Raw genomic sequence first — 21,626 nt, forward strand, 5'->3', positions numbered from 1 at the left:
CCGCGTCGGCGACGCTGCGTTTCGAAACCGGGGCACTCCGTCTCTATTGTCCTCGAGACGTCATCCCAGTCAGGCCTCGAGATGTTTGATCCGCGCGTACCGACCGGCTCGCCAGCCGGCGACGAGCGCGACGACCGTTCCGACGACGGCGGCGAGGACGAACCCGACGAGGTAGACCTCGAGGGGCGTCCGAAGGAGCCGTTCGAAGCCGATAACATCGGTCACGATCCGGTTCAGCCCCGCTGCAAGCGCCGGCGTAGCGGCGAGGCCGACGACCCCGCCGAGCAGTCCGATGACGAGCCCCTGCGCGCCGATCGTTCCCGCGAGGACCCACCTCGAGAGGCCGATCGCCCGCAGTGCCGCCAGTTCCTCGCGCTGCTGGGAGGCGACGAGTGCGAACAGGTTCACGGTCAGGACGACGCCGCCGACGACGGCGAGGCCGACCAGCGTTAGCCCGCTTGCAAGGACGAGCGGCCGCTTCTCGGCCATCGCGCCGATCTGTTCGTTGCTCGCCCGAACGTCGTACTCCGGGTACGCCGTGTCGATATCGGCCGCAACCGCCTGCGGGTCCTCTCCCGACGCGGCGTCCGCGGTGACGAACGTCGCCCGGTCGGTCCCGGACGTGCCGGCGACCGCCAGCAGATCGGGGAGCGGAACGGCCGCCGTTTCCGATCCCAGATACTGCGAGTAGTACCCGGAGGTGCCGACGACGGTGAACTCGTACTCCGGCGCGGACTGCCTGCTGGTACCGAGATAGACTGTATCGCCCGGCGATGCGTCGAGCCGATCGGCCGTCGCCGGATCGAGGACGACCTCCTCGGTCGTCGGCTCGCCCTCGGTCATGGCTTGCTCGGCCGCTTCCTCCTCGATTTCGAACCCGCCGCCGTCCCGAAAGTCGAACCCCGAATGCGTCTGCGGGACGCCGACCGCGGACGTTCGGTCCAACTCCTCGGGATCCGTCCCGATGTAGACCTCGTACATCGCGATCGGGGAGGCGGAACTCACGTCGTCGCGCTCCTCGAGGTCGGCCGTCACCTGGTGTGCGCCGCCGATGGGGTTCGACGTTCCGCTCGCGGCGGGATCGATCGGGTCGCTCGAGACCCAGATGTCGCGGTTGGCGTTCTCGAGGCCGTCCTCGCCGATGGCGACGACGCCGACGCCGAGACTCGCAAGCAGCGTCACCGAGAGGACGACGAGCGCCACCGCGAGCACGGAGAGGACGGTTCGCCTGGGAGAGCGACGAATCTGGGCGAACGCGACGCCGACGACGGCGCTCGCTCGAGCGCTCATCCGTCGAAGACCGCCCACCGCACCCAGCGCCGCCCCGATCCGCCGAATCATCGCCCCACCTCCGTCAAGACCGAGGTTCTGGCTGCGATCACGAGCGGGTACGGGACCGCGAGCACGCCGGCGACGAGCGCGACTGCGAGCGCGTACGGGACGAACACCGGGTGCGCCATCGCCACGCTACCAGAGGCGACGGTTGCCCCGGCGACCGCGTTGATCGCGAGGATTCCGAGCGCGCCGAGGACGATCCCGATCACGGCACCACACAGGGTTGCGACCACCGTCGTGGTGGCGACGACGACCAGTCGACCCGACAGCGAGATTCCGACCGTCTGCAGGACGGCGAGCGTTCGACGATCCTGATCGACGGCCATCCCCATCGTCGTCGCGACGAACGACGCACAGATCGTCACGCCGATCAGCAAGGCGATTGCGCTCGTCGCGAACGCCAGCCCGTCGTCGAACAGCGCCGACGGATCTCCGCCACTGGTGGACTCGACGGATGCACCCGGATAGACGTCTTCAGCCGCCGATTCCGCCGCCGCGGGCTCGCCCCACACGAGGATCCGATCCGCGAGCTGGTCGTCGCCGCTGCCGGCGAACGTCTGTAACTCGCTCAGGTGGACCAGCGCGACCGGCGCGTCGCCCTCGCCCGCCGCTCCGGTGTCGTCGACCGCGGAAACGGTCAGCGATGGTACGTCCATATCGGACTGCCCGCTCGAGACGGTCCGTTCGTCGCCTTCCGAGGCGTCCAGCCGATCCGCCGCGCTGGGCGAGAGCACGAGCTGTCGTTCCGTCGGCCCCGCGTAGGACCCGTCGTCGTAGTGAGAATCCCCCGACTCGAGGCCGGTAGTCGAGAGGCCCGCAACGGTCCGGGAGGTGTCGTCCGGTACGACTCCCACGAGGAGGATGGTCCGTGTGTCACCGTCGGGTGACTCGAACTTCGTCGGCTCGACGAGCACCGGCGAGGCGTGTTCGACTCCGTCTTCCGAGCGGATTTCAGCCGCTCGCTCGTTCGCCTCGCCGAGGCGCGAACTCTCGACGCCGTCGACGGCCGAGAGCGAACCGCTTCCCTCCGGTGCGATTTCCGCGTCCGCGTCGTCCGCCTGCATCGCTCCGTCGTCGGCAACCGCCAGCGCGATACCGCTGATACACAGGAGCAAGGCGATCGTGAGCGCGACGACCACGACCGCCATACGGATCCGACTCGAGTTGATTCGGGTCGGTCGGTGCCAGAGCCTGGCGATCGACACGCCGACGATGCCGCGCCAGCGGTGCCGTCGCTTCCCGCGGGCAGCGTCGATCACCGACTCGCCGTTCTCATCGTTCATCCTCGATCACCGCCCCGTCCCGGAGCGTCACGACCCGGTCGGCGACGGCGAGCGTCGCGGCGTCGTGAGAGGCGACGACGACGGCGCGGTCGCGCCCGACGTTCGTCAATAGTTCGAGCACGCTCGCGCCGGTTTCCGTATCGAGTTCGCCCGTCGGTTCGTCGGCGACGAGGATGTCGGGATCCGTCGACAGCGCCCGTGCGATCGCGACGCGCTGTCGCTCGCCGCCGCTGAGTTCCCCGGGCAGGTGCGTGGTCCGGTCCTCGAGGCCGACGTCCGTCAGCAGGTCAGTTGCACGCTCTCGACGCGCCGATTTCGGGAGGCCCGCCTGCACGAGCGGTAACGCGACGTTCGCGCGGGCCGAGAGCGACTCCAGCAGGTGAAAGCGCTGAAAGACGATCCCGACGTGGCGGCGACGGGCCTTCGTCCGCCCCCGATCGGACAGCGACGTGAGGTCGGTTCCAAGCACGGAGACGGTGCCGGCGGTGGGAACCAGCAGTCCCGCAACCGCGTGAAGAATCGTCGACTTGCCGCTGCCGCTCGGCCCCTCGAGCCCGAGCACCTCGCCCCGCTCCACGTCGATGGAAACCTCGCGAAGCGCGGTCACCGCCTGCTCGGAACGCGACCGAAATCGGCCGGTCGTCGAGCCGTACTCGTGACTGACGTTCTCGAGGCGGACGGCCGGGACCGACTCGTCCTCGGCCGTCGCCTCGGCTCCCCTCGAACTCGAGCGCCGGAGTGATCGGTTGCGAATCCTCACGGAGTACTCCGGCGGACGGGATCCGGGCCCATTGTTTCAGTCTCGCTTCCCGGAGACAGGCGGCGATTTCGAATCAACTGCGCGTCAGGAACGCAGATGGCTCCGTAGCGTCGTTACAATCGCTCGAGACGGGCGTACCCTCCGAACGTTTCGATTTTGAAACAGACCGGTCGTCGTCGGACCGAATGTGCCGACGAGACCGCCGGCCGAAGCCAGTTCGGTCCAGTCTTGGGTCTCGTGTTCGGTTCCCCTTCGGCCGTGAAACGGACTCGTACAGTCGCGTTGGGTCGCCGCTTGCGTGCGGTTTCGAGCGCACCGTCTCCGTCCGTGTATGTCTCGATTACACGAGCCCGATAATCGATCGGACGGGTTACGCGTCGCCAACAGGTGCGGCGTCAATCAGAGCGCAGTGAGCCGAACAAAAATAGCGCGGTCAGTCGGACAAAGGGGGGGCGCGTATCGGCTCGGACCTCACGGCGTTCCGTCCCGAAGCACCGACCGGTATCGCGTTCCCGCTTCGTCGTCGGCCTCTATCGCGTCCCGAATCGACGGCGAAATCCAGGCACCCTCCTCGGCACCCGCCGCGGGCGCGCCGTCGAACTCGGGCGTGCGAAGCGCCGGCTCGAGGAATCGCTCGTACACCGGGAGCCGTTCGCGGAGGGGAACGCCGGCCTCCGATGCGATATCCTCGAGTTCGCGCAGGGCGGGCCAGGCGTAGTCGGGATTGATGTGGTCGTCCGTGATCGGCGAAACCCCGCCCAGATCGTCGACGCCGCAGTCGAGGAGGTCGCGGGCGGGTGCGAGATTCGGCGGGACCTGCACCGAAATCTCTTCGGGAAGCGCGACTCGCACCATCGCGGTCACCCGGCGCATCGTCTCGAGGTCCGGCGTGTTGCCCGACCACCGCTCGTTTCGCGAGACCGGCTGAACGATCACCTCCTGAACGTGATCGTAGCGTTCGTGCATCTCGCGGATTGCGAGCAGGCTTTCGGCCCGGTCCGCCCACGATTCGCCGATCCCGACGAGGATTCCGGTCGTAAACGCCACGTCGAGTTCGCCCGCCGTCCGGATCGTTCGGAGGCGCTGGCCCGGGCTCTTCCGGCGCGGCCCCGCGTGGGCGTCGACGTCGGCCGTCGTCTCGAGCATCACACCCATGCTCGCGTTCACGTCCGCGACGGCTTCCATCTGCTCGCGCGTCTGGTCGCCGGGATTCGAGTGCGGGAGCAGTCCCTCCTCGAGGGCGACCTCGCAGGCCTCGCGCAGGTACGTGTGAATCGAGTCGTGGCCCCACTCTGCGAGTTGGTCGTGGATCTCCGTGTAGCGCTCGTCGGGGTCGTCGCCGAACGTGAAAAGCGCCTCCGTACAGCCGGCGTCGGCGCCGGTTCGGCAGATCTCTCGGACCTCCTCGAGCGAGAGCAGCGAGGCGTTCCCGGGGCCGTCGAAGTAGGTGCAGTACGTACAGGTGTAGCGACACGCCGTGGTCAGCGGAACGAACACGTTCCTGGCGAAACTGAGTTCCGGCGCTGGCCCGACGTCCTCGGGGGTGACGCCGCACAGTCGATCGACCGCCTCGTCGTCGATCGACAGCGAGATATCGTAGTCGCTCGCGCCGGGGATCATTCTATCTCGATCTGTCGTCGCTCGGCACATAAGCGCTTCACTTCGACCCGATTTCGGGGGAGATATCGTCGATTCGAGACCGCGATCGGCAGGGTCTCACGACTCAGGGTTCGACAGAGCGGACGACCTCGAGTCGTCCCTCTGTCGAATCGAGCTCGAAGCCGAACTCCCGCAGGCAGTCGGCGGTTCGTCCCGTTCCGTGAGCGAGCACCTCGACCAGATCCGCCGGCTCGTCGATGTCGGCCCCCAGCCGGAACGAATCGACCGTCTCGAGGGTTGCGCCGATATCGTCTGCGATCCGGCGGTGGTCGAGAAAGGAACCGCCGTGGTAGTCGACCCGGAACTCGGGATGGCGAACGACGAGCGCGTTCGTCCCGACGCCGCGACCCGGCGCGATGACGACATCTGCGTTGGGAGCAAAGAGCCGCTCGAGCGCCTCGGGCGTCGTCAGTGCTAAATCGGCCATGACGACGGCGACGGCTGCAGACCCGCTGGATTTCACTTCCGTCGATCGCGTTCGAGACCGCACGACGGCGTTGACCGCCTCCGTCAGCGGTCGCCGATCGACGGTGACCGGCGCGTCGATTTCGAGCGGTTCCGTCGAGAGCACCGTCGGCTCTCGGCCCGTCTCCCGAACGGCCTCGAGTACGTCCTCGAGCATGACTCGAGCGAGCGTCGAGCGTTCCGTTTCGGACAGCACCGGCTTGAGACGGGTTTTTGGCGCGTCCGGAGCGTACGGAACGACGACGTGCATCTCTCGATTCTTGGCAGTACGCGCTCAAAAATACGTCGAACCCACCGGAACGCAGCTTCGGCTCTCACCGGCCGGCGTGACCACCCACGATCACGTCGACGGAGCGTTCGACACCGAACGGCCACCGTCCCCCGGGCGGTGGCCGCTCGAGACGACCGGCGCAGCGGTTCCGCGCCGGTGCGCCGTTCTCGGCACCTCGCCTAGAACAGCGGCTCGAGTTCGTCCTCGTCGTCTTCGACGAGCTCCTCGAGGTTTTCGTCGCTTTCTTCTTGAATGTCGTCCATGTTGTCCTGTGCTTCGATCGCGACCTGCTGGAGGCGCTTGATCCGCGGAACGTTCGTCACGCCCGAGAGCAAGATCGCCGCTGAGACTTCCGGCTCGCCTCGCGGGAAGTCACCGCCACGAACCTCCATACTGCCGGTTTCCTCCTCGAGCCACTTCCGACCGCGTTCGATACCCTTCCGATTCAGGTACTTCGAGGGACCGGAGAGGACGAGCAGCGCGCGCTCGGTCCCTTCGATCTCACACGGCAGGGTGAGTCGACCGAGCGCCGCTTTTCGAACGAGGCTCGTGATTCGATTGGTGGTGTTGGCCGCGTCGAGGCCGTCGCCGCCACCGCCGTCGCCGCCGGTAAACCGCGAGAGCAGGCCGCCGCTCGTGTTGAGCTCGACCTCCTCTGAGGCGTAGCCGACGGTCGAAACGCCGCCGCCGGAGAGCGTGTTGATAATCTCCGAGGAGTCGACGACGCTCTCTGCGACTTCTTGACCGTCGCCGACCTCGCCGGCCCCGAAGAGGATGCCGAATCGCCTGACGATCTCTTCGTTGATCTGCTCGTACCCGCCTTCGACCGATTCGCCGGTCTGTCGCCACGAGTCGTTGTCGAAGACCAGCAGGTTGTCGACTTCGCGGACGAACGTCTGGAACGACCGTGCGGCGTTGAGGGTGTAGATGCCCCCTTCGTCCGTCCCCGGCAGGACGCCGAGTCCGTAGACCGGAATGGTGTAGATTCGCTTGAGGTGTTTCGCCAGGACCGGCGCGCCACCGGAACCGGTGCCGCCGCCCATGCCCGAGACGACCAGAAACGCGTCGACCTCGTGGGTCGGAATCGCATCGATCGCGTTCTGGACCTCGTCGATGTCTTCCTCGGCGATTTCCGCGCCGAGCTCGTTGTCCGCACCCACGCCGTGACCCTTTACTCGGGCCTGGCCGATGAGTACTCGATTCTCCTCTGGTATCCGGTCCAATCCGATAAGATCCGCTTTCGCGGAGTTAACAGCGATCGCCGCGCGGACGATTCCGCTGTTGGTTCGATCGTCGTAATCGAGGAATCGATCGACGATCTTGCCACCGGCCTGTCCGAATCCGATCATCGCAAGCTTCATAGTTGATTAGGGGGCTCCGTGAATTGAAACCAGAGCAATCAGGGATATAAAGCTTGTGTTGGTGTGACTTTCAGGATATCGAGAAAATAGCGAAAACCGACGGACGGAGCCAGGGTTCAACGAAATTATTGCAAAGATAAAACAATTATTCCGCCGTATCTGCCGACTATTTATATTAATCTTTGGGCAGCATACAATGTTAACAAATAGCATGACCCGGTCGCAATCTGCGAGTTGAGTCACGCGTTCGGCACGCGCCGGGTCGACTCGACCCCCTCGAGGCCGAGGTGCGCCGAAAGCGTCGTCAGGTCCCCGTCTTCGACGCCGAACGCCGAGACGTCGTTTTCCGAGACGGTGTTGTCGATCTCGAGTGATCGAGCCTGATCGGGACCGAACGGGACGAACGGAACGGGACCGACCGCCGAGAGGCCGACCTTCGCCAGCGCTGCCGGGATCGGCAGGACCGTCACCGACTTGCCCTCGGCCTCGTAGGCGAGTTCGGTCACGTCCGCGAGGCTCAGCACCTCCGGGCCGCCGATCTCGTAGGTTTCTCCGACATGGCGCTCGTCCTCGAGGGTGTCGGCCAGCATCGGAGCGAGGTCGCCGACCCAGACCGGTTGGAATCGCGTTCTCCCGCCGTCCGGAAGGGCGGTCACGTACGGCGTCGTCAGGGTCTTCGTGAATTCGACGAACTCCGCCCCGTCGCCGAAGACGACCGAGGGGCGGACGATCGTCCACTCGAGGGACGACTCGCGGACGACTTCCTCGGCGCGACCCTTTGCCCGCAGGAACGCCGTTTCGGCGTGGGGATGGGCACTGAGCGCACTCATCTGGACGAACCGCTCGGTATCTCCTTCCTCCGCCGCGCGAACGAGGTTGCGCGTGCCCTCGAGGTGGACGCTCTCGTGGCTTTTGTCGCCGCGCGGCTGAAAGAGCGGCGAGAGGGAGACGAGGTTGACGACCGCGTCGTGGGTGGCGACGGTCTCCGCGATGGAATCGTACGCACCCACGTCGCCGATCGCGATATCGACATCGGCGGGGAGCGATTCGCCGTCCGGCGTTCTCGACAGCGCCGTCACTTCGTGGCCGCGACCTGCCAGTTCCGCACACAGGATCGATCCGATAAAGCCGGTTCCGCCGGCGACGAGGACGTTCATACGCGATATGTGGGCTCGAGTGAATAAAAATCGGTTGCCTACGCGTGCGTCCGATACCGACAACGCGTCGCTGGTCGCGAACTCGGCGGGTCCGTACCCGCGAACGGTAATTCGACAGATTGTAGTACTCACCGCCGCGAACTCCGGGCATGCTCGTCACGCTCGAGGGACTGGACGGCAGCGGGAAAACGACCGTCTGGGAGGCCCTCCACGAGGTCTACCCCGACGCGACGTTCACCCGCGAACCGACCTCGGGGCCGACGGGGTCGTGGTACGGCGACGCCGTCTACCGCTCGATCGAGGACGACGACGCGGACTCGCTGGCCGAACTGTTTCTCTACACCGCAGACCACGCGGATCACCTCTCTCGAGTGATCGAACCGGCCCTCGAGCGCGGCGACCTCGTGATCTCGGATCGCTACTCCGACTCCCGGTACGCCTATCAGGGGGCGACCCTCGAGGGCGAGATCGACCGCCCGCTCGAGTACATCGTGGACATCCACGAGGCGTTCTCGATCGATCCCGACCTAACGATCTACCTGGATCTCGACGCCGAAACCGCCGCCGCCCGCTCGGGATCGACGAACAAGTTCGAGCGCGCCGAGTATCTCGAGTCGGTCCGGGAAAACTACGAGCGGCTCATCGAGCAGGACTCGGACCGATTCGTTCGCGTCGATGCAACCCAGCCGCCGGAGGTCGTTCTCGAGCGGGTTAAACGCGTTCTCGAGCAGGCGCTCGAACGGGAAGACTCAGATCCGACGCGTTAATCGACTGAGAATAGCTGGCGAAATCAGTTCGTTGGCTTCGAGACACGCTGCGTTAGCGAGTGCCGTTTCGATCGGCAAACCCCGTCCCGTCCCATCCGTTGTTCCTCGAGCGGACCCATCTCTCGAGCTTCCAGGCCAGTACCGACAGGAGTGCGGCTGGACCGAGCAGCAGGAGTCCCATTCCGCTGATCTCGGCCATGTAGAAGGCGTGTCCGTAGAGAACGTACGGGACGATGAGCACGAACGGACCGAGCGGCGTGACGAATCCTCCCTGACACACCGCACGCAGCGGGATTGCGGCGGCTGCAGTCGCGAAGAACAACACGATCAGTGCCGTTCCCGGCCCGCCGAAGAAGAATCCGAGTACGCTCGCTGGCACGCCAACAAGTCCCGCCGCTGTCGCAATCACGACGCGACGGGATTCGGGAATACGCGGCAGGTTTCGAAGCCCTCCGGTTCCGAGAGCGTACCCCCGACGGAGTACGAACTCGACGACGCCGGCGAACAAAACGAGGCCGACCGTGACGCCAGTGATCGTCGACATAACGTACATGTCGAATAGATTCTGCGCGCCTGCGGTCGACAGTTCGGCGATACCGACACCTGCAAACAGCGCGACCACTCCACCTGCGGGCGCGAGCAATCGAGTGTGTGCACTCACCAGTACCGGGACTGCAACTTGGACGAACGCGAACAGGGAGAAGACGCCGACCCAGATGGGCGTGTCGATCGTCGTGTACTCGAGAACCTCGAACAGCGCGAGCAGCGCGGCGACGTGAACGATCCCACTGAGGACGGACACTGTGACCGAAAAGCGGCTCGGGTGGTTCATGTGTCTTAGCACCCTTTCCTATCGCCTACCAGCGAATCGCTGCTCTCGGGCGTGTTTTGGCCGGGGCTCGAGTCACGTAGCTGTCTGCCTCGAGCATCTGAACACCCCCGAGACCGGGGGAATTCTGCGTAGCCAAAACACAACGGAACAGATTCTGTGGAGGTATTATCGGACAGTTGCAAACGGGGTCACCTACCGCTTCATTTCGTTCCGTTGTTATCTTTCTTTGGTAATAATATCTCCCTCCGAGAAATGTCACGAAGAGTGAAACTGCTCGATGGAACCAAAAAGTGCGCTTCTCGTCCTTTTTAGAGATCCGTATTGGAGGCAAACGTCCGCTGGCGTCGAAACCACACTCCGAAGCGAAACGGTTGTTTGCTAATCCATCGCAATGTAGGTCTGCGTGTCCTCGACGCCGTTGATTCCCTGTATCTGCGTCGCCGCGATTTCCTTTACCGCCGCGGGCGTCTCGACCCTGGCTTTGGCGATGATATCCACGTCGCCGGCGACGATGTGGGCCGAGTCGACGCCCTCGAGTCCTTCGATGCTGTCCCGTAGCCGATCCGCCTCGCCCGTGTTCGCTTTGACCATGATATATGCTGTAACCATCAGTTCGTACCTCCAGTGTTGGCTTCGGTGTCTTCGACCGTCGTTTCCGCTTCGATCTCCGCGCCGGTCCGGCCCGCCGTCTCGCCGACGACGATCTGTCGAACGTCGCTCAGCACCGCAAAGTCCGCGAGCACGACCAGTCGATCGCCCGACTCGAGCGATTCGTCGGCCGTCGGGATCTCGAGGTCGCCGTCGATCTTCCCGAACGCGAGGACGGTCGCATCCGCGGGGAGTTGCAGTTCGCTGATCGTGTAGCCGTTGATCGGGGCCTCGTCGGTGATCGTCAGTTCGACGACCTGCAGGTGCTGGGCGATGTCGGCGATGGCTCGGATCGTGCCGCCCAGCAGGGCGTTTTTCGCGCCCATCGCGCCGAGGCGTTCGGGGTAGATCACCTCGTCGACGACGTCGGCGTACTTTCGGTAGATCTCCTCGCGGTACTCCTCGTCGATCCGCAGGACGGTCCGACAGCCGTAGTGGTCGGCGATCAGACACGCCGAGAAGTTCGTGTTCAGATCGCCCGTCAGCGCGCCGACCGCGTCGGCGTCCTCGACTCTCGCTTGCTCGAGCAGCGTTTCCTGCGAGCCGTCGCCGTCGACGACCGTAAATCCCTGATTGCGCGCTCGCTTGGCCGTGGCCTCGTCTCGTTCGATCAGCGTCACATCGTGGCCTTCTTCGTGCAAGACGCGGGCGGTGCGCAAGCCGACCCGTCCAGCCCCGATTAGTACGAACCGCATGGAGTGGGATACGCCCGCCCCCGTGAATAAGTTTGCCCTGCGTTAGCGAATCACTTGGTAGTCGAGACCTCGAGATAGTTCGCCCGTTTCAGCGGTGAGTAGCGGTGCACGCCTGCTCGAATCGCGTTGTTGAGATACGAAAAAGTATGAAACATAACTAGTATCCTGGTAGATGGCGATAGCGATGGGAGTAGCCTACCAGAGCAACAATAAGCATATTACATTCAATTACGTACCGTTACGTATGCCAGTCGACTTCGAGCAGTACCGCCCGACGGATCTTCCCGACGAGAATACGAACGGGCGAGCGATCCTCGAGTTCCTCGCCGCACGCCCCGAAACCGGCTATCGAGCCGGTGAGCTCGCGACGGAGCTGGACATCCCCCGCGGCAGCGTCGGAACGACCTTGAGCCGGCTCGAGAGTCGAGGACTCGTCCGCCACAAAGGGGAGTACTGGGCCATCAACCCCACAGCGTACGACACACACACGGCGAGCGTCGTTGGCCTCCAGACGGTTGCCGAACAGTTCGAAGGCGACTACTACGACGACAACTCGGACTGGGATAGCGATCTCGAGGATCTAAACGAGCAGGCGAACGACTCTCCCGAGGAGAAGTGATGTACGATCGGGGCGTTATCATCGTCGCTGCGGATCCCTACGGAAATACACCACGTCGCCCGTATCTAATCATTAGCGACGAAACCCATCCATTTGCTGGTCGCCAGTATATCGCGCTCGGGATTACGGCCGCCGAATACGCCGATGCCCGATCCCTCGAGGGCGCATTCGAAGCTGGGACGCTCGAGCGAGAATCGTTCGTCTCACCCTAGGCTGTCGTTTCGTTACGGGATCGCGACATCGACCGGGCAGTCGCTCGCGTTTCCGAGGACTTCCTGTATACTGTTATTGACGATCTGATCACGTACGTTTCGCTGTAGCGCCACGCTCGATTTCGGGAAAGGTTTTAGTCGTGCCAGAGTGTACCACACCTCGAGCAATGGTCCACGCCTTCATCATGGTGAAGACGGCCGCCGGGAAATCCGAGCGCCTGCTCGAGGACATCAGAGCGCTCGAGCAGGTCGCGGAGGCCCACATCGTCGCCGGCACCTACGACATCATCGCCGAAGTCGACGTTCCCGACGTCTACGACGTGTTACAGACGGCCTCCTCGGACGTGCAGGGGCTCGAGGGTGTGGCCGACACGAAGACGTACATCGGGATGGACTAAAGAACAAACTTTTACTCTGCGCTCTGGCACGCTGTGCGGCATCGCCGCCAGCGTGCCGTCGCTCGGTAAAACTTTGATGAAAAGCACTCCTCCCTCGCCGGTGGGTCGGTCGTCGGCCCGCTCGGCCGCGCCGCGGCCTCGCGGCTCGAAGCGGGTGGAACTGCCTGCCCTCCCCCGGGTCGTGCGACTCTTGTAGTACTCGAGTCGCACTCTCGGCCACGGCGTTTGGACCGCAAAATACCGCTCCGTTACATCGGCATGCCGCCACTGTTTCCGTTCCCCTCTGTCGCCTGTTGGCCCTGGCTCTGGGCGTTCTCGAGCAACGTTGCAGCCTCGCCCTCGTACTCGTAGCCGGGGACGATTCCCTGGGCGTAGGTTCCTTCGACGTACTCGAGCAGCGTTTTGGCGTCCTCGACTCCCTCCGCGGCGTCCCAGGCGACGTACTCGAGGATCACGCGGACTTCGTCGGGGTCGCGCTCGAGAACGGGTTCCTCGTGGGTGCTCGTGTGAGCGAGCGAGAAAGTATCCTCGAGTCGCCGCTCGAGGGTTTCGAACCAGCCGTCCTCGACGACTTGCTCGACGGTAGGGCCGGTATCGGCGGCGGCAGCCGAAAGCGTCGGCAGCGCGATCGTAATGTGGAACTCGCCGTCTCGGTTTCCCTCACCCTCCTCGGCCGTGACGGTCGTCTCGAAGACGGTCGTTTCGAGGTCGTAGCCTGTGTTATCCCCTCGCGGCGCGAACGCGTCGTGGGACTCGAGTTCGCGCTCGACGGCGGCGGGCTGGTCGGTCATTACCCGGACAAGGGCCGGGTCGAAAAAGGGTGTTACGCTGGCGCGTCGGTCGGTGCCGGCCGGTTGGCTTCACAGTCACACGATCCGAACTGTTTAGCGTCGTTTCGGACCGTTTCTGACCGGAAAAGACGCGTTTCTCGAGGCGAACGCGCTCCATAACTACAACCGATGTTGTTATCTGTCGGTGTCATGAGTCTTGATAGATCCGAGGCGGAACGCCGTCGGTTCGCACGGCTGCTCGGCATCGACGGCGGCGCTGGCTCCGGATTACCCATCGGTTCGCGGACCAAAAACGAGATGCAGGGGAGCGATACGGCCGTTTCGAACGCGGAACGCAACGCCGAGGAAGTTTAGTCGAGTGCCCGTTCTTCGAGGTACGTATTCAGCGCGGTCGCGACCTCTTCGAAGTCCTTGAGTGTCAGTCCGTCGGTGGTGACCAGCACGCCTTCGCGGTCGTTGGTCACCCTGATGAGAAAGCCGTTGTCGAAGACGCGGATCGTGTAGTTGTAATCGCCGAGTTCGGATCCCTCGTAGGCGGTCTGGGCGGTCGTGAAGCCGCGCCATTCGTGACCGATGAACGTCGAGAGGTCCGCGTCGCGCTCGAGGTCGTCGCGGAGGTAGAGTTGCTCGTAGTCGTCTCTCGTGAAGTAGGTGACCGAACGCAAGCTATCGCCGATGGCTGTCCGGGCAGTCGTGACGATCTGGTTCGACGTGTCGGACGTGAGTAGCCCTGTGGCCATACCGGAGGGCTGGTTCTCCGGGACCTTAATCACGGTGGCTTTCCGCGGCCGGTGTGATCTGCCCGGTTCGGGACACTTGGGCGGTTCAAACGCGACTTCGGACCGTTAGGCTTGTTCGATCGCCTGCTCGAGGTCCGCGATCACGTCCTCGACGTCTTCGATCCCGACCGAGAGCCGGACGAGGTCGTCGGTGACGCCGCCGGACAGTTTCTCCTCCTCGGTGAGTTGCTGGTGGGTCGTACTCGCCGGGTGGATGATCAGCGTCTTCGCGTCGCCGACGTTCGCCAGCAGGCTCGTCAGATCCACTTCGTTACAGACGGTCTCGGCCGCGTCGTAGCCGCCCTCGAGTCCGAACGTTATCATGCCGCCGTAGCCGCCCTCGAGGTATTTCTCGGCGTTTTCGTGGGTCTCGTGGCTCTCGAGACCAGGATAGTTGACCCAGGAAATCTTGTCGTGGTCCGCTAAGTACTCCGCGACGAGCTGGGCGTTCTCGGAGTGTTTTTCCATTCGCAGGGGAAGCGACTCGAGTTTCTGGAGCGTGACCCATGCGTCGAACGGCGACTGCTGGTTGCCCAGATCGCGCAATCCACGAGTGCGCGCAGCGATCGCGAACGCTTGGTCGCCAAACGTCTCGTGGAAGTTGATCCCGTGGTAGGCCGGGTTCGGCTCCGTGAGTTCGGGGTAGTCGCCCTCGTCCCAGGGGAAACTGCCGCCGTCGACGAGGATCCCGCCGACCGTCGACCCGGAGCCGGTGAGCCACTTCGTCGTCGAGTTCCAGACCAGGTCCGCGCCGTGCTCGAGCGGTCGACAGAGGTGGGGCGTGGCGAAGGTGTTGTCGACGAACAGCGGCACGTCGTTTTCGTGTGCGATCTCTGCGACCCGTTCGATGTCGGGCGTGACGAGCGCCGGATTCCCGATCGTCTCTAAGTGAACGAACGCGGTGTCGTCGTCGATGGCCTCCTCGTAGGCGTCGTAATCGAGCGTGTCGACGAACTTCGTCTCGATGCCGCGCTTTGCGACGGTGTGCGTGAGGTACGTGTAGGTCCCGCCGTACAGCGCCGACGCGGAGACGATGTTGTCGCCGACCTCGGCGAGGATGAACGTTGCGAGGTCGAAGGCGGCCATCCCGGATGCCGTCGCGAGCGCGCCGGTACCCCCCTCGAGCGCCGCGATGCGTTCTTCTAACATCGCGTTCGTCGGATTCATGATCCGCGAGTAGATGTTGCCGAACTCCTCGAGTCCGAACAGGTTCGCGGCGTGTTCGGTGTCCTCGAAAACGTAGGATGTCGTTTGATAGATCGGCGGTGCTCTGGCTCCCGTGGTCGGATCCGGCTCCTGACCCGCGTGGACGCTGTTCGTTGCGAAACGGTGGTCGGATTGCTCGTTGCTCATACGCGAATACAGTTGTGAGGGTCTGTTGTAAAGGTATACGTCGATCGACGGATACTCGGCCGGAAGGTCCAAGGAAGCCGAATTCGCTCGAGCAGATTCGTCGTCCTGTGCTGTAAGCTGGCGTTTGGACGAATCGAGAAACGCGTCTCCGGTTGGATCCCGCGAGTTACAACAGCCCCATCGCAAAGAGGCCGGTGAGCGGATCTCGAAGCAGTATAAGTAGCGCGCCTGCGGCCACGACGATGATAATCCAGGCGAACATGATGTACATCGCTTTGCGGATGAAATCTTCGTCTTCATCCACCATGAGTGAGTTCTGTGATTCCTGATTGCTCATGCAGGTCGATTTCGCCTCCGTTACTATAATATTACGTGTGATCAGTCACTCGTGATGTTTGTCATCATATATCAACATGGCCAATCATGAATTCGATCGGAGCGCCTTTCATCGTTCGGTTCCCGCAACTCGAGCATGGAAACGACTCGTCACTTTACCGTGACGCTCTACGTGGTTAACGACGGGGCGACGGCGCTTCACACGCACGAACGGCTCGGGAAACGGATTCCTCCCGGCGGGCACGTCGACCGCGACGAACTGCCACACGAGGCGGCGATCCGGGAGTGTCGCGAGGAAACCGGTCTCGAGCCGTCGATCCGTCGGATGCAAGAGCCACTCGAGGGCGGTGCCGGCCGGAGCCTCCCGCAGCCCCGTCGGCAGATGCTCTACGACGTCAACGTCCACGACGGCGTCGTCGGCCACCAGCACATCGATCACGTCTACTTCGGCTCCGTCTCGAGTCGGGAGATCGAACCGGAACCGGGCGAAGCCGGCGCTGACGCGTGGGCGTGGTACACTCCCGACGAACTCAGGGCGAGCGACCTCGAGGCGGACGTGATCGAACTCGGCTGTGCGGCGATCGACGCGGTCGGCCAGCGCTGAGGACGGATCGGCGGGGCCGCTGAGAGCGGCCCGATCCCTCGAGGCGAACTATTCGAGCAAGCTCTCGCCGGTCATCTCCGGGGGCTGGTCGAGGCCGATCAACTCGATCATCGTCGGGGAGATGTCCGCGAGGGTCCCTCCATCGCGAACCTGTCGGTCGTCGTTGGTGCCGTCGGAGGCAACGTACACGAACGGCACGAGGTTGTACGTGTGTGCGGTGTGCGGTCGTTCCTCGGTCCCCATATCATCGGCGTTGCCGTGATCGGCGGTAATCAGGACGTGCGCGCCGTGGTCCTCGAGGGTTTCGACGAGCCGTCCGAGTTCGGTATCGACGGCCTCGACCGCTTCGACGGCGGCGCGGTAGTCGCCGGTGTGGCCAACCATGTCCGGATTGGCGTAGTTGAGAACGAGCACGTCCGGATCCTCGCGTCGAATCGTCTCGATCGCGGTGTCGGTCAGCTCGGGGGCGCTCATCTCCGGTTGCTGGTCGTAGGTCGGGACGTCCGGGCTCTTGACGATCTCCCGGCGTTCGCCGTCGAATTCGACCTCGCGACCCCCGTTCAGGAAGTAGGTGACGTGGGCGTACTTCTCGGATTCGGCCATGCGAAGCTGACTCATTCCCGCATCGGCGAGCACCTCGCCCAATACCTGTTCGGGCTGGTTCGGCGGGAACGCGATGGGGTGGTCGAACGTCTCGTCGTACTCGGTCATCGTCACCAGTTCGATTTCGGGGGGGCTCGTCTCGAACTCCCACACGGGTCGAATATCGGCGAGCATCCGCGTGAGCTGGCGCGCGCGGTCGGATCGGAAGTTGAACCAGACCACCGAATCGCCGTCCTCGAGCGCCGGCGCACCCGAAACGAGCGTCGGCTCGACGAACTCGTCGGTTTTCCCGCGGTCGTAGGCCGATTCGACGGCGTCGACCGCCGAGTCGGCTTCGTATTCCGCCTCGCGGGAGACGATGGCGTCGTAGGCGCGTTTCGTCCGCTCCCAGTTCTGGTCGCGATCCATCGCGTAGTACCGGCCCGAAACCGTCGCCACGTCGCCCGTTCCGTGGGTGTCGATGGCCTCCTCGAGCGCTGTCAGATACCCTTTGCCGCCGGTCGGGGACGTATCCCGACCGTCGGTGATCGCGTGGGTGACGGCCTCGACGTCGCGGTCCGCGGCGAGTTCGATCAGCGCGTGGAGGTGTTCCTGATCGGAGTGGACCCCGCCGTCGCTGACGAGGCCGAGAAAGTGGACGCGCCCGTCGTTCTCGCGGGCGTGGTCGAACGCCTCGTTGATCGCGTCGTTCTTCCGGAACGAGCCATCCTCGATGGCGTCCGAGATCCGGGTGTACTCCTGATAGACGACCCGGCCCGCGCCGATGTTGAGGTGGCCGACCTCGCTGTTTCCCATCTGTCCGTCCGGCAGGCCGACGCGCCGGCCGGCGACCTCGAGACTGCCCGACGCGCCTGTTCTCGAGAGCCGATCGAAGACCGGCGTGTGGGCCGCCTCGACTGCGTTTCGTCCGCCGTCATCATCACCGAGTCCCCAGCCGTCGAGGACGATCAGTGCCGCGTTCATGTGCGAGTCCAACGGGTCCCGCCGTATCTAGCTGTCGCTCACGTCGAGCGGTTAGTCGCTCGAGCGTGAAGTAACTCCGAGGAGTTACCGAAACCACGCTGGTCAAACTACGGGCGGTGACGCGGTCGAAGTCCGCCTCGAGGTCCGCAGCGTGTCACTCGTCGTGACGAGTACGGGCGTTTGGGTCACTCACGAAGAGCCGTTAGCCCGTCCCGACTGCCCCGAGTGTGGACTCCCAATCACCGCGGTCGTCCAACTCGTCCCAGAGTGTCACAACGCGTACCCCTGTGGCTGTCGGGTTGCAGAGGATCTACTCGAGTAGAGAGGGTTCCTCGAGTACGACTCGAGCCATAGACCGTTGGGGCTTTGCCAATCGTCGCCGCGGTGAGTACACCTGTCGAACGGATCGGCCTTGGATGCACATCAATTGGCGAACCGTTTGCGACCTAGGCTCTAGCAACCCGAGAAATCTTCCTGTTGGAAAGATAAGTGCCAGGTGATGGCAACAGAGGCGACGTTCACCATTCCGGCCGACCAGTTTCCCCTCGGGACAGTCTTCGAGCAACTACCGGGCGTTACGGTCAGACTGGAGCGTATCGTCCCGAGTACCGACGTGGTGATCCCCTACTTCTGGGTTCGAGGAAGTCATTCTGACGACGTCGTTGCGGCGTTTTCCGACCATCCTGGGGTGCAGGATATCGAGCTAATCGATTCCGTCGAGGACGAGTATCTCCTGCGCGCCGAGTGGGCTGCGGACTACGCAGGGGTGCTCAGCGCGCTGACCGAGACGGGAGTCCCCCTGATCGAAGCGATCGGGACGGACACGGAGTGGACGTTTGAGATCCGTGGTGACGAACGAAGCGATATCGCCGGGTTCCAGCGGCGCTGTCGCGAACATGACATTCCGATCACCCTCACGGCGCTCCACGCCCTGACGCCGGTCGAGACAGCGTCCGAGTCGGCACTCACCGAAGAGCAACAAGAAGCGTTGGTTCTCGCGTACGAATGCGGGTACTTCAACTCGCCACGTGAGGTGACGATGGACGAACTCGGCGACGAACTCGGCATCTCACAGCAAGCAATCGCCTCACGGCTCCGACGAGGGACGCGTAGAGTCCTCGGTAACACCCTCTCTGCGTTGGACGCCTGAGCTCGCAACTATAAAAGGCGGTTGTATAGACAAAAGGAAGTCTCACTTAGAACAGTCCCTTTAGAATTATATGTACCTGTGTTCCCGAAATCCGATTCACTAACTATGAACCAAGGGGGAAACGCCCTCCTGTCTGCGCTTGCCAACCGATACTCTCGCTCCGTTATCGCGTACTTCAGAAACACGACCGAAGATCACACCTCAGTTGATGACATTGCTGCCGTACTCGCCCGACGTGACCACGCAGACGAGACACAGATTGGGATACGGCTCCACCACGTCGTACTCCCCAAACTGGACGCCGTTGGGATCGTTGACTACGACTCGCGGACGAAAACGGTCCGATATCACGGTCATTCGCAACTCGAACACCTCGAGGAGTCTCTCTTCGAGTTTGGTTCCAAAGTATCACGGAGAAGCGAATAGCAGATGATACAAGAAGAGCGCGAGCAAGCAACGACGGTCCGGGAATCGTATACGCCCGACCAAGACCGCTCGGTAACCGAGGCGGTACTCGATGCCATTGAAGAATGTAAGGGCGAAGACCTCCTGCGGACTGATTTCGTCCTCTACGAGGACATCAATCCCGAGGCCCTCGATTCTCTCTTTCGCCACGACGCACAGCCGCGCACAACCGTGACGTTCGATACCGATAGTGTCACGGTTGAACTCTGGGGGGATGACGGCGTCGAGATCCGCGTCACGGACCGATCAGTCGAGTGAGCGTTTGAGACTGCGCCAGAACACGCTCTGAATATTGTATTGGAAGACGATTGCTATCGTGATGCCTTCTTCCGCTGTAGTTACCTAAATCAAGACTACATATCAAAAATAGAGCTATTCGTGTTCGTACTTCGCGCCGCAGTCGCCACAGACGGTGCCGTGGCCGGGCCTACTTCGCTGGGCGAACACCGCACCGCAGTCGGTGCAGATCATAAAGAGTCGGTGCTCGGGCGGGACGCCCGCCTCGAACTCCATGCGTACCCAGGCGTCGGGGTTTTCCTCGTCGCGGATGGTCACACCGTTTTCCGTTCGGTGCCAGTTGATCGGCGGTGTCTCCGAGTCGGCGGTCCGAATTCCTCGCTTGGACATCGGGTATTCGGAGGGTCGACGCCCAATCATATACGTTTTCTGATAATTATTTACCCGGTCTCGAGTGAACCGCTCGAGCGCGCCGGGAGTTGTCGCGGCGGACTGGTTCGATGGAGGGGGTAACTGAGGGTCGAACCGATCGCGGGATTTTTGCGGGTGGGGTCGGTGGAGTCGGTCATGACGCTCGATCCGGTCCACTTCGACGGCATCGCGCGACTCGCGCGGCGGATCGACCACGGTGCCGACGAGCGGGACCACCGGGAGTTCGCCGAGACCGTCTGGGAGTCGTTTCTTGACCCCCTCGCGTACAACGGCCGAACGATCTTAGAGCCGATCGGCGAGCGGCGAAAGCGGCTCGTCGACTGCGAGGACGTCGCGCTCTGCGAGCGGTCGTTTCCGACCCAACACGGCCTCGACGCCGGGACGATCAACCCGACGACGTTCAAAAACGGGCTCGTTATCGACATCGCACAGGCCGCGATGAGCACGACCCCGAGCGACCTCGACGTCCACCGCTCGAGAACCGTGGTCGCGACGGTCCACTCGAACGACGAGACGATGACCGTCGACGATCGCTGGGACACCTTCGACGGCGGCTACAGTCGATCGCGCGCCGTGAAGGTACCGCCGCTGCCCCGGTTCGCCGAGGGGGTCGTTCACGCGCTCGCGCTGTATCTCGCCGAGAGCGAACACGCCCGCGAACACGCCGAGGACGTCTCCGACCTGCTCGTTCTCGACGGCCCGCTGTACCCCCGCGGGTTACTCCGATGGGCCGATCAGCACCCCGATCTCGCGGAGTTCCTCCTCGAGGATCCGCGCCCGACGACGGTCCTCGAGAACTACGTTCGGCTGGTCGAGCGCTTCCTCGAGCGGGACGTTCCACTGATCGGATTCGTCAAGAACCCCGCGACGCGCGTCATAACACGGACGCTCAAACAGAAGAAGCGAACGGAGGGGGACGTGGGAATCGACGTTCCCTGGGCCGACGACTCCGCGATGTTCACGCGGATCTTAGAGCGCGGGGAGTACGTCGACGGTGTCGACGACGAGCGCTGGGAGCGAGACACGTCGTCGCTGACCTACACTAACTGGTTCCGGTCTCGAGGCGGCGTCGATCGGCCGCTGTCGGTCGACGGAGACGCACTCGGCGTCGAGCGAAAGCGCGCGCTCGAGAACTACGAGGTGACGTTTTTCGTCCTCTACGATCCGCGCGACGACCTGCTCTATCGGATCGAAGCACCCTACGCGTTCACCCGCGATCCGGACCTTCGCGAACGGCTGACGATGCACGTGCTCCAAAACGTGGCAATCGCCCACGGCCCGCCGACGATAATCGACAAGGCGGACGAACTGGCCCGGATCAGCAACGCGGAGAAACGGTCGCTCCGCGAGAGTTTAGAAGACAGCTTCGATACGACGCGAGATCGAACCTACGACGATCACCGCTGGGGCGAGGATCTGGTCTGAATCCGTCGCGGGTAGAGTGCAGTTCT

27 protein-coding genes are annotated in these 21,626 nt (G+C 63.5%); 11 read left to right on the forward strand and 16 right to left on the reverse strand.

Annotated elements, in window-relative coordinates:
- Nucleotides 1-69: 69 nt before the first annotated feature.
- The 7 genes from HALLA_RS01920 to HALLA_RS01950 form a co-directional block, all read right to left on the reverse strand.
- A complete protein-coding gene (locus HALLA_RS01920) occupies nucleotides 70-1,341 on the reverse strand; it encodes an ABC transporter permease (protein WP_394298871.1) in 1,272 nt (423 codons plus the stop codon).
- Nucleotides 1,338-2,618: an ABC transporter permease gene (locus HALLA_RS01925; RefSeq protein WP_049951803.1), complete on the reverse strand. Its 1,281-nt coding sequence runs from the start codon at nucleotides 2,616-2,618 to the stop codon at nucleotides 1,338-1,340. The genes HALLA_RS01920 and HALLA_RS01925 overlap by 4 nt, the downstream gene beginning before the upstream one ends.
- Nucleotides 2,608-3,372, reverse strand: a complete 765-nt coding sequence (locus HALLA_RS01930) for an ABC transporter ATP-binding protein (protein ID WP_049953971.1) — start codon at nucleotides 3,370-3,372, stop codon at nucleotides 2,608-2,610. Before HALLA_RS01930 ends, HALLA_RS01925 begins: the two co-directional genes overlap by 11 nt.
- A 477-nt stretch (nucleotides 3,373-3,849) precedes the next feature.
- Nucleotides 3,850-4,998, reverse strand: a complete 1,149-nt coding sequence (cofG, locus tag HALLA_RS01935; protein WP_049951804.1) for a 7,8-didemethyl-8-hydroxy-5-deazariboflavin synthase subunit CofG — start codon at nucleotides 4,996-4,998, stop codon at nucleotides 3,850-3,852.
- A gap of 103 nt (nucleotides 4,999-5,101) precedes the next feature.
- Entirely contained in the window at nucleotides 5,102-5,752 is a 651-nt protein-coding gene (cofC, locus tag HALLA_RS01940; RefSeq protein ID WP_049951805.1) for a 2-phospho-L-lactate guanylyltransferase, read from the reverse strand.
- A gap of 200 nt (nucleotides 5,753-5,952) precedes the next feature.
- Nucleotides 5,953-7,134 carry a tubulin/FtsZ family protein gene (locus HALLA_RS01945; RefSeq protein ID WP_049951806.1) on the reverse strand — a complete coding sequence of 394 codons (1,182 nt, stop codon included), beginning with the start codon at nucleotides 7,132-7,134 and terminating at the stop codon, nucleotides 5,953-5,955.
- Between the two features lie 239 nt (nucleotides 7,135-7,373).
- Nucleotides 7,374-8,291, reverse strand: coding sequence for a complex I NDUFA9 subunit family protein (locus tag HALLA_RS01950; RefSeq protein ID WP_049951807.1), 918 nt, complete (start codon nucleotides 8,289-8,291; stop codon nucleotides 7,374-7,376).
- 149 nt (nucleotides 8,292-8,440) lie between these two features.
- On the opposite strand from HALLA_RS01950, the gene tmk reads away from it, so the two are divergent.
- The gene (tmk, locus tag HALLA_RS01955) at nucleotides 8,441-9,058 is read left to right on the forward strand and encodes a dTMP kinase (protein ID WP_049951808.1); all 618 of its coding nucleotides are present in this window, start codon (nucleotides 8,441-8,443) and stop codon (nucleotides 9,056-9,058) included.
- A gap of 52 nt (nucleotides 9,059-9,110) precedes the next feature.
- On the opposite strand, the gene HALLA_RS01960 is transcribed toward tmk, so the two are convergent.
- The 3 genes from HALLA_RS01960 to HALLA_RS01970 all read right to left on the reverse strand — a co-directional run bounded on the left by HALLA_RS01960 (nucleotide 9,111) and on the right by HALLA_RS01970 (nucleotide 11,233).
- On the reverse strand, nucleotides 9,111-9,890 hold the full coding sequence (locus tag HALLA_RS01960) for a hypothetical protein (protein WP_049951809.1): 780 nt from the start codon (nucleotides 9,888-9,890) through the stop codon (nucleotides 9,111-9,113).
- 378 nt (nucleotides 9,891-10,268) lie between these two features.
- Entirely contained in the window at nucleotides 10,269-10,499 is a 231-nt protein-coding gene (locus HALLA_RS01965) for an Lrp/AsnC family transcriptional regulator (protein WP_049951810.1), read from the reverse strand.
- Nucleotides 10,499-11,233, reverse strand: coding sequence for a potassium channel family protein (locus HALLA_RS01970; RefSeq protein ID WP_049951811.1), 735 nt, complete (start codon nucleotides 11,231-11,233; stop codon nucleotides 10,499-10,501). Before HALLA_RS01970 ends, HALLA_RS01965 begins: the two co-directional genes overlap by 1 nt.
- A 244-nt stretch (nucleotides 11,234-11,477) precedes the next feature.
- Between HALLA_RS01970 and HALLA_RS01975 the strand changes: the two genes are divergently transcribed.
- The 3 genes from HALLA_RS01975 to HALLA_RS01985 all read left to right on the forward strand — a co-directional run bounded on the left by HALLA_RS01975 (nucleotide 11,478) and on the right by HALLA_RS01985 (nucleotide 12,462).
- Complete coding sequence (locus HALLA_RS01975) at nucleotides 11,478-11,852, forward strand: MarR family transcriptional regulator (RefSeq protein ID WP_049951812.1); 375 nt, start codon at nucleotides 11,478-11,480, stop codon at nucleotides 11,850-11,852.
- Nucleotides 11,852-12,064, forward strand: coding sequence for a hypothetical protein (locus HALLA_RS01980; RefSeq protein WP_242406183.1), 213 nt, complete (start codon nucleotides 11,852-11,854; stop codon nucleotides 12,062-12,064). The genes HALLA_RS01975 and HALLA_RS01980 overlap by 1 nt, the downstream gene beginning before the upstream one ends.
- Nucleotides 12,065-12,231: 167 nt before the next feature.
- On the forward strand, nucleotides 12,232-12,462 hold the full coding sequence (locus HALLA_RS01985; RefSeq protein WP_049951813.1) for an Lrp/AsnC family transcriptional regulator: 231 nt from the start codon (nucleotides 12,232-12,234) through the stop codon (nucleotides 12,460-12,462).
- Nucleotides 12,463-12,710: 248 nt separating this feature from the next.
- Here the strand turns inward: HALLA_RS01985 and HALLA_RS01990 are convergent, their stop codons facing one another.
- Nucleotides 12,711-13,253: a DUF5813 family protein gene (locus tag HALLA_RS01990; RefSeq protein ID WP_049951814.1), complete on the reverse strand. Its 543-nt coding sequence runs from the start codon at nucleotides 13,251-13,253 to the stop codon at nucleotides 12,711-12,713.
- A gap of 189 nt (nucleotides 13,254-13,442) precedes the next feature.
- Between HALLA_RS01990 and HALLA_RS20905 the strand changes: the two genes are divergently transcribed.
- Nucleotides 13,443-13,607: a hypothetical protein gene (locus HALLA_RS20905; RefSeq protein WP_169732103.1), complete on the forward strand. Its 165-nt coding sequence runs from the start codon at nucleotides 13,443-13,445 to the stop codon at nucleotides 13,605-13,607.
- Here HALLA_RS20905 and HALLA_RS01995 read toward each other — a convergent pair.
- From HALLA_RS01995 to HALLA_RS20395, 3 genes are all read right to left on the reverse strand, one after another.
- Nucleotides 13,604-13,993, reverse strand: coding sequence for a DUF7522 family protein (locus HALLA_RS01995; RefSeq protein ID WP_049951815.1), 390 nt, complete (start codon nucleotides 13,991-13,993; stop codon nucleotides 13,604-13,606). The genes HALLA_RS20905 and HALLA_RS01995 overlap by 4 nt on opposite strands.
- A gap of 105 nt (nucleotides 13,994-14,098) precedes the next feature.
- Nucleotides 14,099-15,385 (reverse strand): O-acetylhomoserine aminocarboxypropyltransferase/cysteine synthase family protein, encoded by a 1,287-nt coding sequence (locus HALLA_RS02000; protein ID WP_049953972.1) that lies wholly within the window; start codon nucleotides 15,383-15,385, stop codon nucleotides 14,099-14,101.
- Between the two features lie 166 nt (nucleotides 15,386-15,551).
- Nucleotides 15,552-15,722, reverse strand: a complete 171-nt coding sequence (locus HALLA_RS20395) for a hypothetical protein (RefSeq protein WP_157231310.1) — start codon at nucleotides 15,720-15,722, stop codon at nucleotides 15,552-15,554.
- 135 nt (nucleotides 15,723-15,857) lie between these two features.
- On the opposite strand from HALLA_RS20395, the gene HALLA_RS02005 reads away from it, so the two are divergent.
- Complete coding sequence (locus HALLA_RS02005) at nucleotides 15,858-16,325, forward strand: NUDIX hydrolase (protein WP_049951816.1); 468 nt, start codon at nucleotides 15,858-15,860, stop codon at nucleotides 16,323-16,325.
- Between the two features lie 48 nt (nucleotides 16,326-16,373).
- Here the strand turns inward: HALLA_RS02005 and gpmI are convergent, their stop codons facing one another.
- The gene (gpmI, locus tag HALLA_RS02010) at nucleotides 16,374-17,891 is read right to left on the reverse strand and encodes a 2,3-bisphosphoglycerate-independent phosphoglycerate mutase (RefSeq protein WP_049951817.1); all 1,518 of its coding nucleotides are present in this window, start codon (nucleotides 17,889-17,891) and stop codon (nucleotides 16,374-16,376) included.
- Between the two features lie 151 nt (nucleotides 17,892-18,042).
- On the opposite strand from gpmI, the gene HALLA_RS20400 reads away from it, so the two are divergent.
- From HALLA_RS20400 to HALLA_RS02025, 4 genes are all read left to right on the forward strand, one after another.
- A complete protein-coding gene (locus HALLA_RS20400) occupies nucleotides 18,043-18,213 on the forward strand; it encodes a hypothetical protein (RefSeq protein ID WP_157231311.1) in 171 nt (56 codons plus the stop codon).
- A gap of 177 nt (nucleotides 18,214-18,390) precedes the next feature.
- On the forward strand, nucleotides 18,391-19,041 hold the full coding sequence (locus tag HALLA_RS02015; protein ID WP_049951818.1) for a helix-turn-helix domain-containing protein: 651 nt from the start codon (nucleotides 18,391-18,393) through the stop codon (nucleotides 19,039-19,041).
- Between the two features lie 105 nt (nucleotides 19,042-19,146).
- Entirely contained in the window at nucleotides 19,147-19,467 is a 321-nt protein-coding gene (locus HALLA_RS21820; RefSeq protein WP_049951819.1) for a DUF7344 domain-containing protein, read from the forward strand.
- A 3-nt stretch (nucleotides 19,468-19,470) separates the two neighbouring features.
- Nucleotides 19,471-19,764, forward strand: a complete 294-nt coding sequence (locus HALLA_RS02025) for a HalOD1 output domain-containing protein (RefSeq protein WP_049951820.1) — start codon at nucleotides 19,471-19,473, stop codon at nucleotides 19,762-19,764.
- Nucleotides 19,765-19,878: 114 nt separating this feature from the next.
- Here HALLA_RS02025 and HALLA_RS02030 read toward each other — a convergent pair whose 3' ends face one another.
- On the reverse strand, nucleotides 19,879-20,133 hold the full coding sequence (locus HALLA_RS02030; RefSeq protein WP_174887884.1) for a hypothetical protein: 255 nt from the start codon (nucleotides 20,131-20,133) through the stop codon (nucleotides 19,879-19,881).
- 177 nt (nucleotides 20,134-20,310) lie between these two features.
- On the opposite strand from HALLA_RS02030, the gene HALLA_RS02035 reads away from it, so the two are divergent.
- Nucleotides 20,311-21,600: a DNA double-strand break repair nuclease NurA gene (locus HALLA_RS02035; protein ID WP_049951822.1), complete on the forward strand. Its 1,290-nt coding sequence runs from the start codon at nucleotides 20,311-20,313 to the stop codon at nucleotides 21,598-21,600.
- Nucleotides 21,601-21,626: the final 26 nt, after the last annotated feature.

The organism is Halostagnicola larsenii XH-48 (genome assembly GCF_000517625.1).
GTDB lineage: Archaea > Halobacteriota > Halobacteria > Halobacteriales > Natrialbaceae > Halostagnicola > Halostagnicola larsenii.

What these genes read in the sequence shown, in the direction of transcription:
- HALLA_RS01920 (WP_394298871.1), bottom strand. Translation starts at nt 1,341, where the DNA reads ATGATTCGGCGGATCGGGGCGGCGCTGGGTGCGGTGGGCGGTCTTCGA.
- HALLA_RS01925 (WP_049951803.1), bottom strand. Translation starts at nt 2,618, where the DNA reads ATGAACGATGAGAACGGCGAGTCGGTGATCGACGCTGCCCGCGGGAAG.
- cofG (WP_049951804.1), bottom strand. Translation starts at nt 4,998, where the DNA reads ATGATCCCCGGCGCGAGCGACTACGATATCTCGCTGTCGATCGACGAC.
- cofC (WP_049951805.1), bottom strand. Translation starts at nt 5,752, where the DNA reads ATGCACGTCGTCGTTCCGTACGCTCCGGACGCGCCAAAAACCCGTCTC.
- HALLA_RS01945 (WP_049951806.1), bottom strand. Translation starts at nt 7,134, where the DNA reads ATGAAGCTTGCGATGATCGGATTCGGACAGGCCGGTGGCAAGATCGTC.
- HALLA_RS01950 (WP_049951807.1), bottom strand. Translation starts at nt 8,291, where the DNA reads ATGAACGTCCTCGTCGCCGGCGGAACCGGCTTTATCGGATCGATCCTG.
- tmk (WP_049951808.1), top strand. Translation starts at nt 8,441, where the DNA reads ATGCTCGTCACGCTCGAGGGACTGGACGGCAGCGGGAAAACGACCGTC.
- HALLA_RS01960 (WP_049951809.1), bottom strand. Translation starts at nt 9,890, where the DNA reads ATGAACCACCCGAGCCGCTTTTCGGTCACAGTGTCCGTCCTCAGTGGG.
- HALLA_RS01965 (WP_049951810.1), bottom strand. Translation starts at nt 10,499, where the DNA reads ATGGTTACAGCATATATCATGGTCAAAGCGAACACGGGCGAGGCGGAT.
- HALLA_RS01970 (WP_049951811.1), bottom strand. Translation starts at nt 11,233, where the DNA reads ATGCGGTTCGTACTAATCGGGGCTGGACGGGTCGGCTTGCGCACCGCC.
- HALLA_RS01975 (WP_049951812.1), top strand. Translation starts at nt 11,478, where the DNA reads ATGCCAGTCGACTTCGAGCAGTACCGCCCGACGGATCTTCCCGACGAG.
- HALLA_RS01980 (WP_242406183.1), top strand. Translation starts at nt 11,852, where the DNA reads ATGTACGATCGGGGCGTTATCATCGTCGCTGCGGATCCCTACGGAAAT.
- HALLA_RS01985 (WP_049951813.1), top strand. Translation starts at nt 12,232, where the DNA reads ATGGTCCACGCCTTCATCATGGTGAAGACGGCCGCCGGGAAATCCGAG.
- HALLA_RS01990 (WP_049951814.1), bottom strand. Translation starts at nt 13,253, where the DNA reads ATGACCGACCAGCCCGCCGCCGTCGAGCGCGAACTCGAGTCCCACGAC.
- HALLA_RS20905 (WP_169732103.1), top strand. Translation starts at nt 13,443, where the DNA reads ATGAGTCTTGATAGATCCGAGGCGGAACGCCGTCGGTTCGCACGGCTG.
- HALLA_RS01995 (WP_049951815.1), bottom strand. Translation starts at nt 13,993, where the DNA reads ATGGCCACAGGGCTACTCACGTCCGACACGTCGAACCAGATCGTCACG.
- HALLA_RS02000 (WP_049953972.1), bottom strand. Translation starts at nt 15,385, where the DNA reads ATGAGCAACGAGCAATCCGACCACCGTTTCGCAACGAACAGCGTCCAC.
- HALLA_RS20395 (WP_157231310.1), bottom strand. Translation starts at nt 15,722, where the DNA reads ATGAGCAATCAGGAATCACAGAACTCACTCATGGTGGATGAAGACGAA.
- HALLA_RS02005 (WP_049951816.1), top strand. Translation starts at nt 15,858, where the DNA reads ATGGAAACGACTCGTCACTTTACCGTGACGCTCTACGTGGTTAACGAC.
- gpmI (WP_049951817.1), bottom strand. Translation starts at nt 17,891, where the DNA reads ATGAACGCGGCACTGATCGTCCTCGACGGCTGGGGACTCGGTGATGAT.
- HALLA_RS02015 (WP_049951818.1), top strand. Translation starts at nt 18,391, where the DNA reads ATGGCAACAGAGGCGACGTTCACCATTCCGGCCGACCAGTTTCCCCTC.
- HALLA_RS21820 (WP_049951819.1), top strand. Translation starts at nt 19,147, where the DNA reads ATGAACCAAGGGGGAAACGCCCTCCTGTCTGCGCTTGCCAACCGATAC.
- HALLA_RS02025 (WP_049951820.1), top strand. Translation starts at nt 19,471, where the DNA reads ATGATACAAGAAGAGCGCGAGCAAGCAACGACGGTCCGGGAATCGTAT.
- HALLA_RS02030 (WP_174887884.1), bottom strand. Translation starts at nt 20,133, where the DNA reads ATGTCCAAGCGAGGAATTCGGACCGCCGACTCGGAGACACCGCCGATC.
- HALLA_RS02035 (WP_049951822.1), top strand. Translation starts at nt 20,311, where the DNA reads ATGACGCTCGATCCGGTCCACTTCGACGGCATCGCGCGACTCGCGCGG.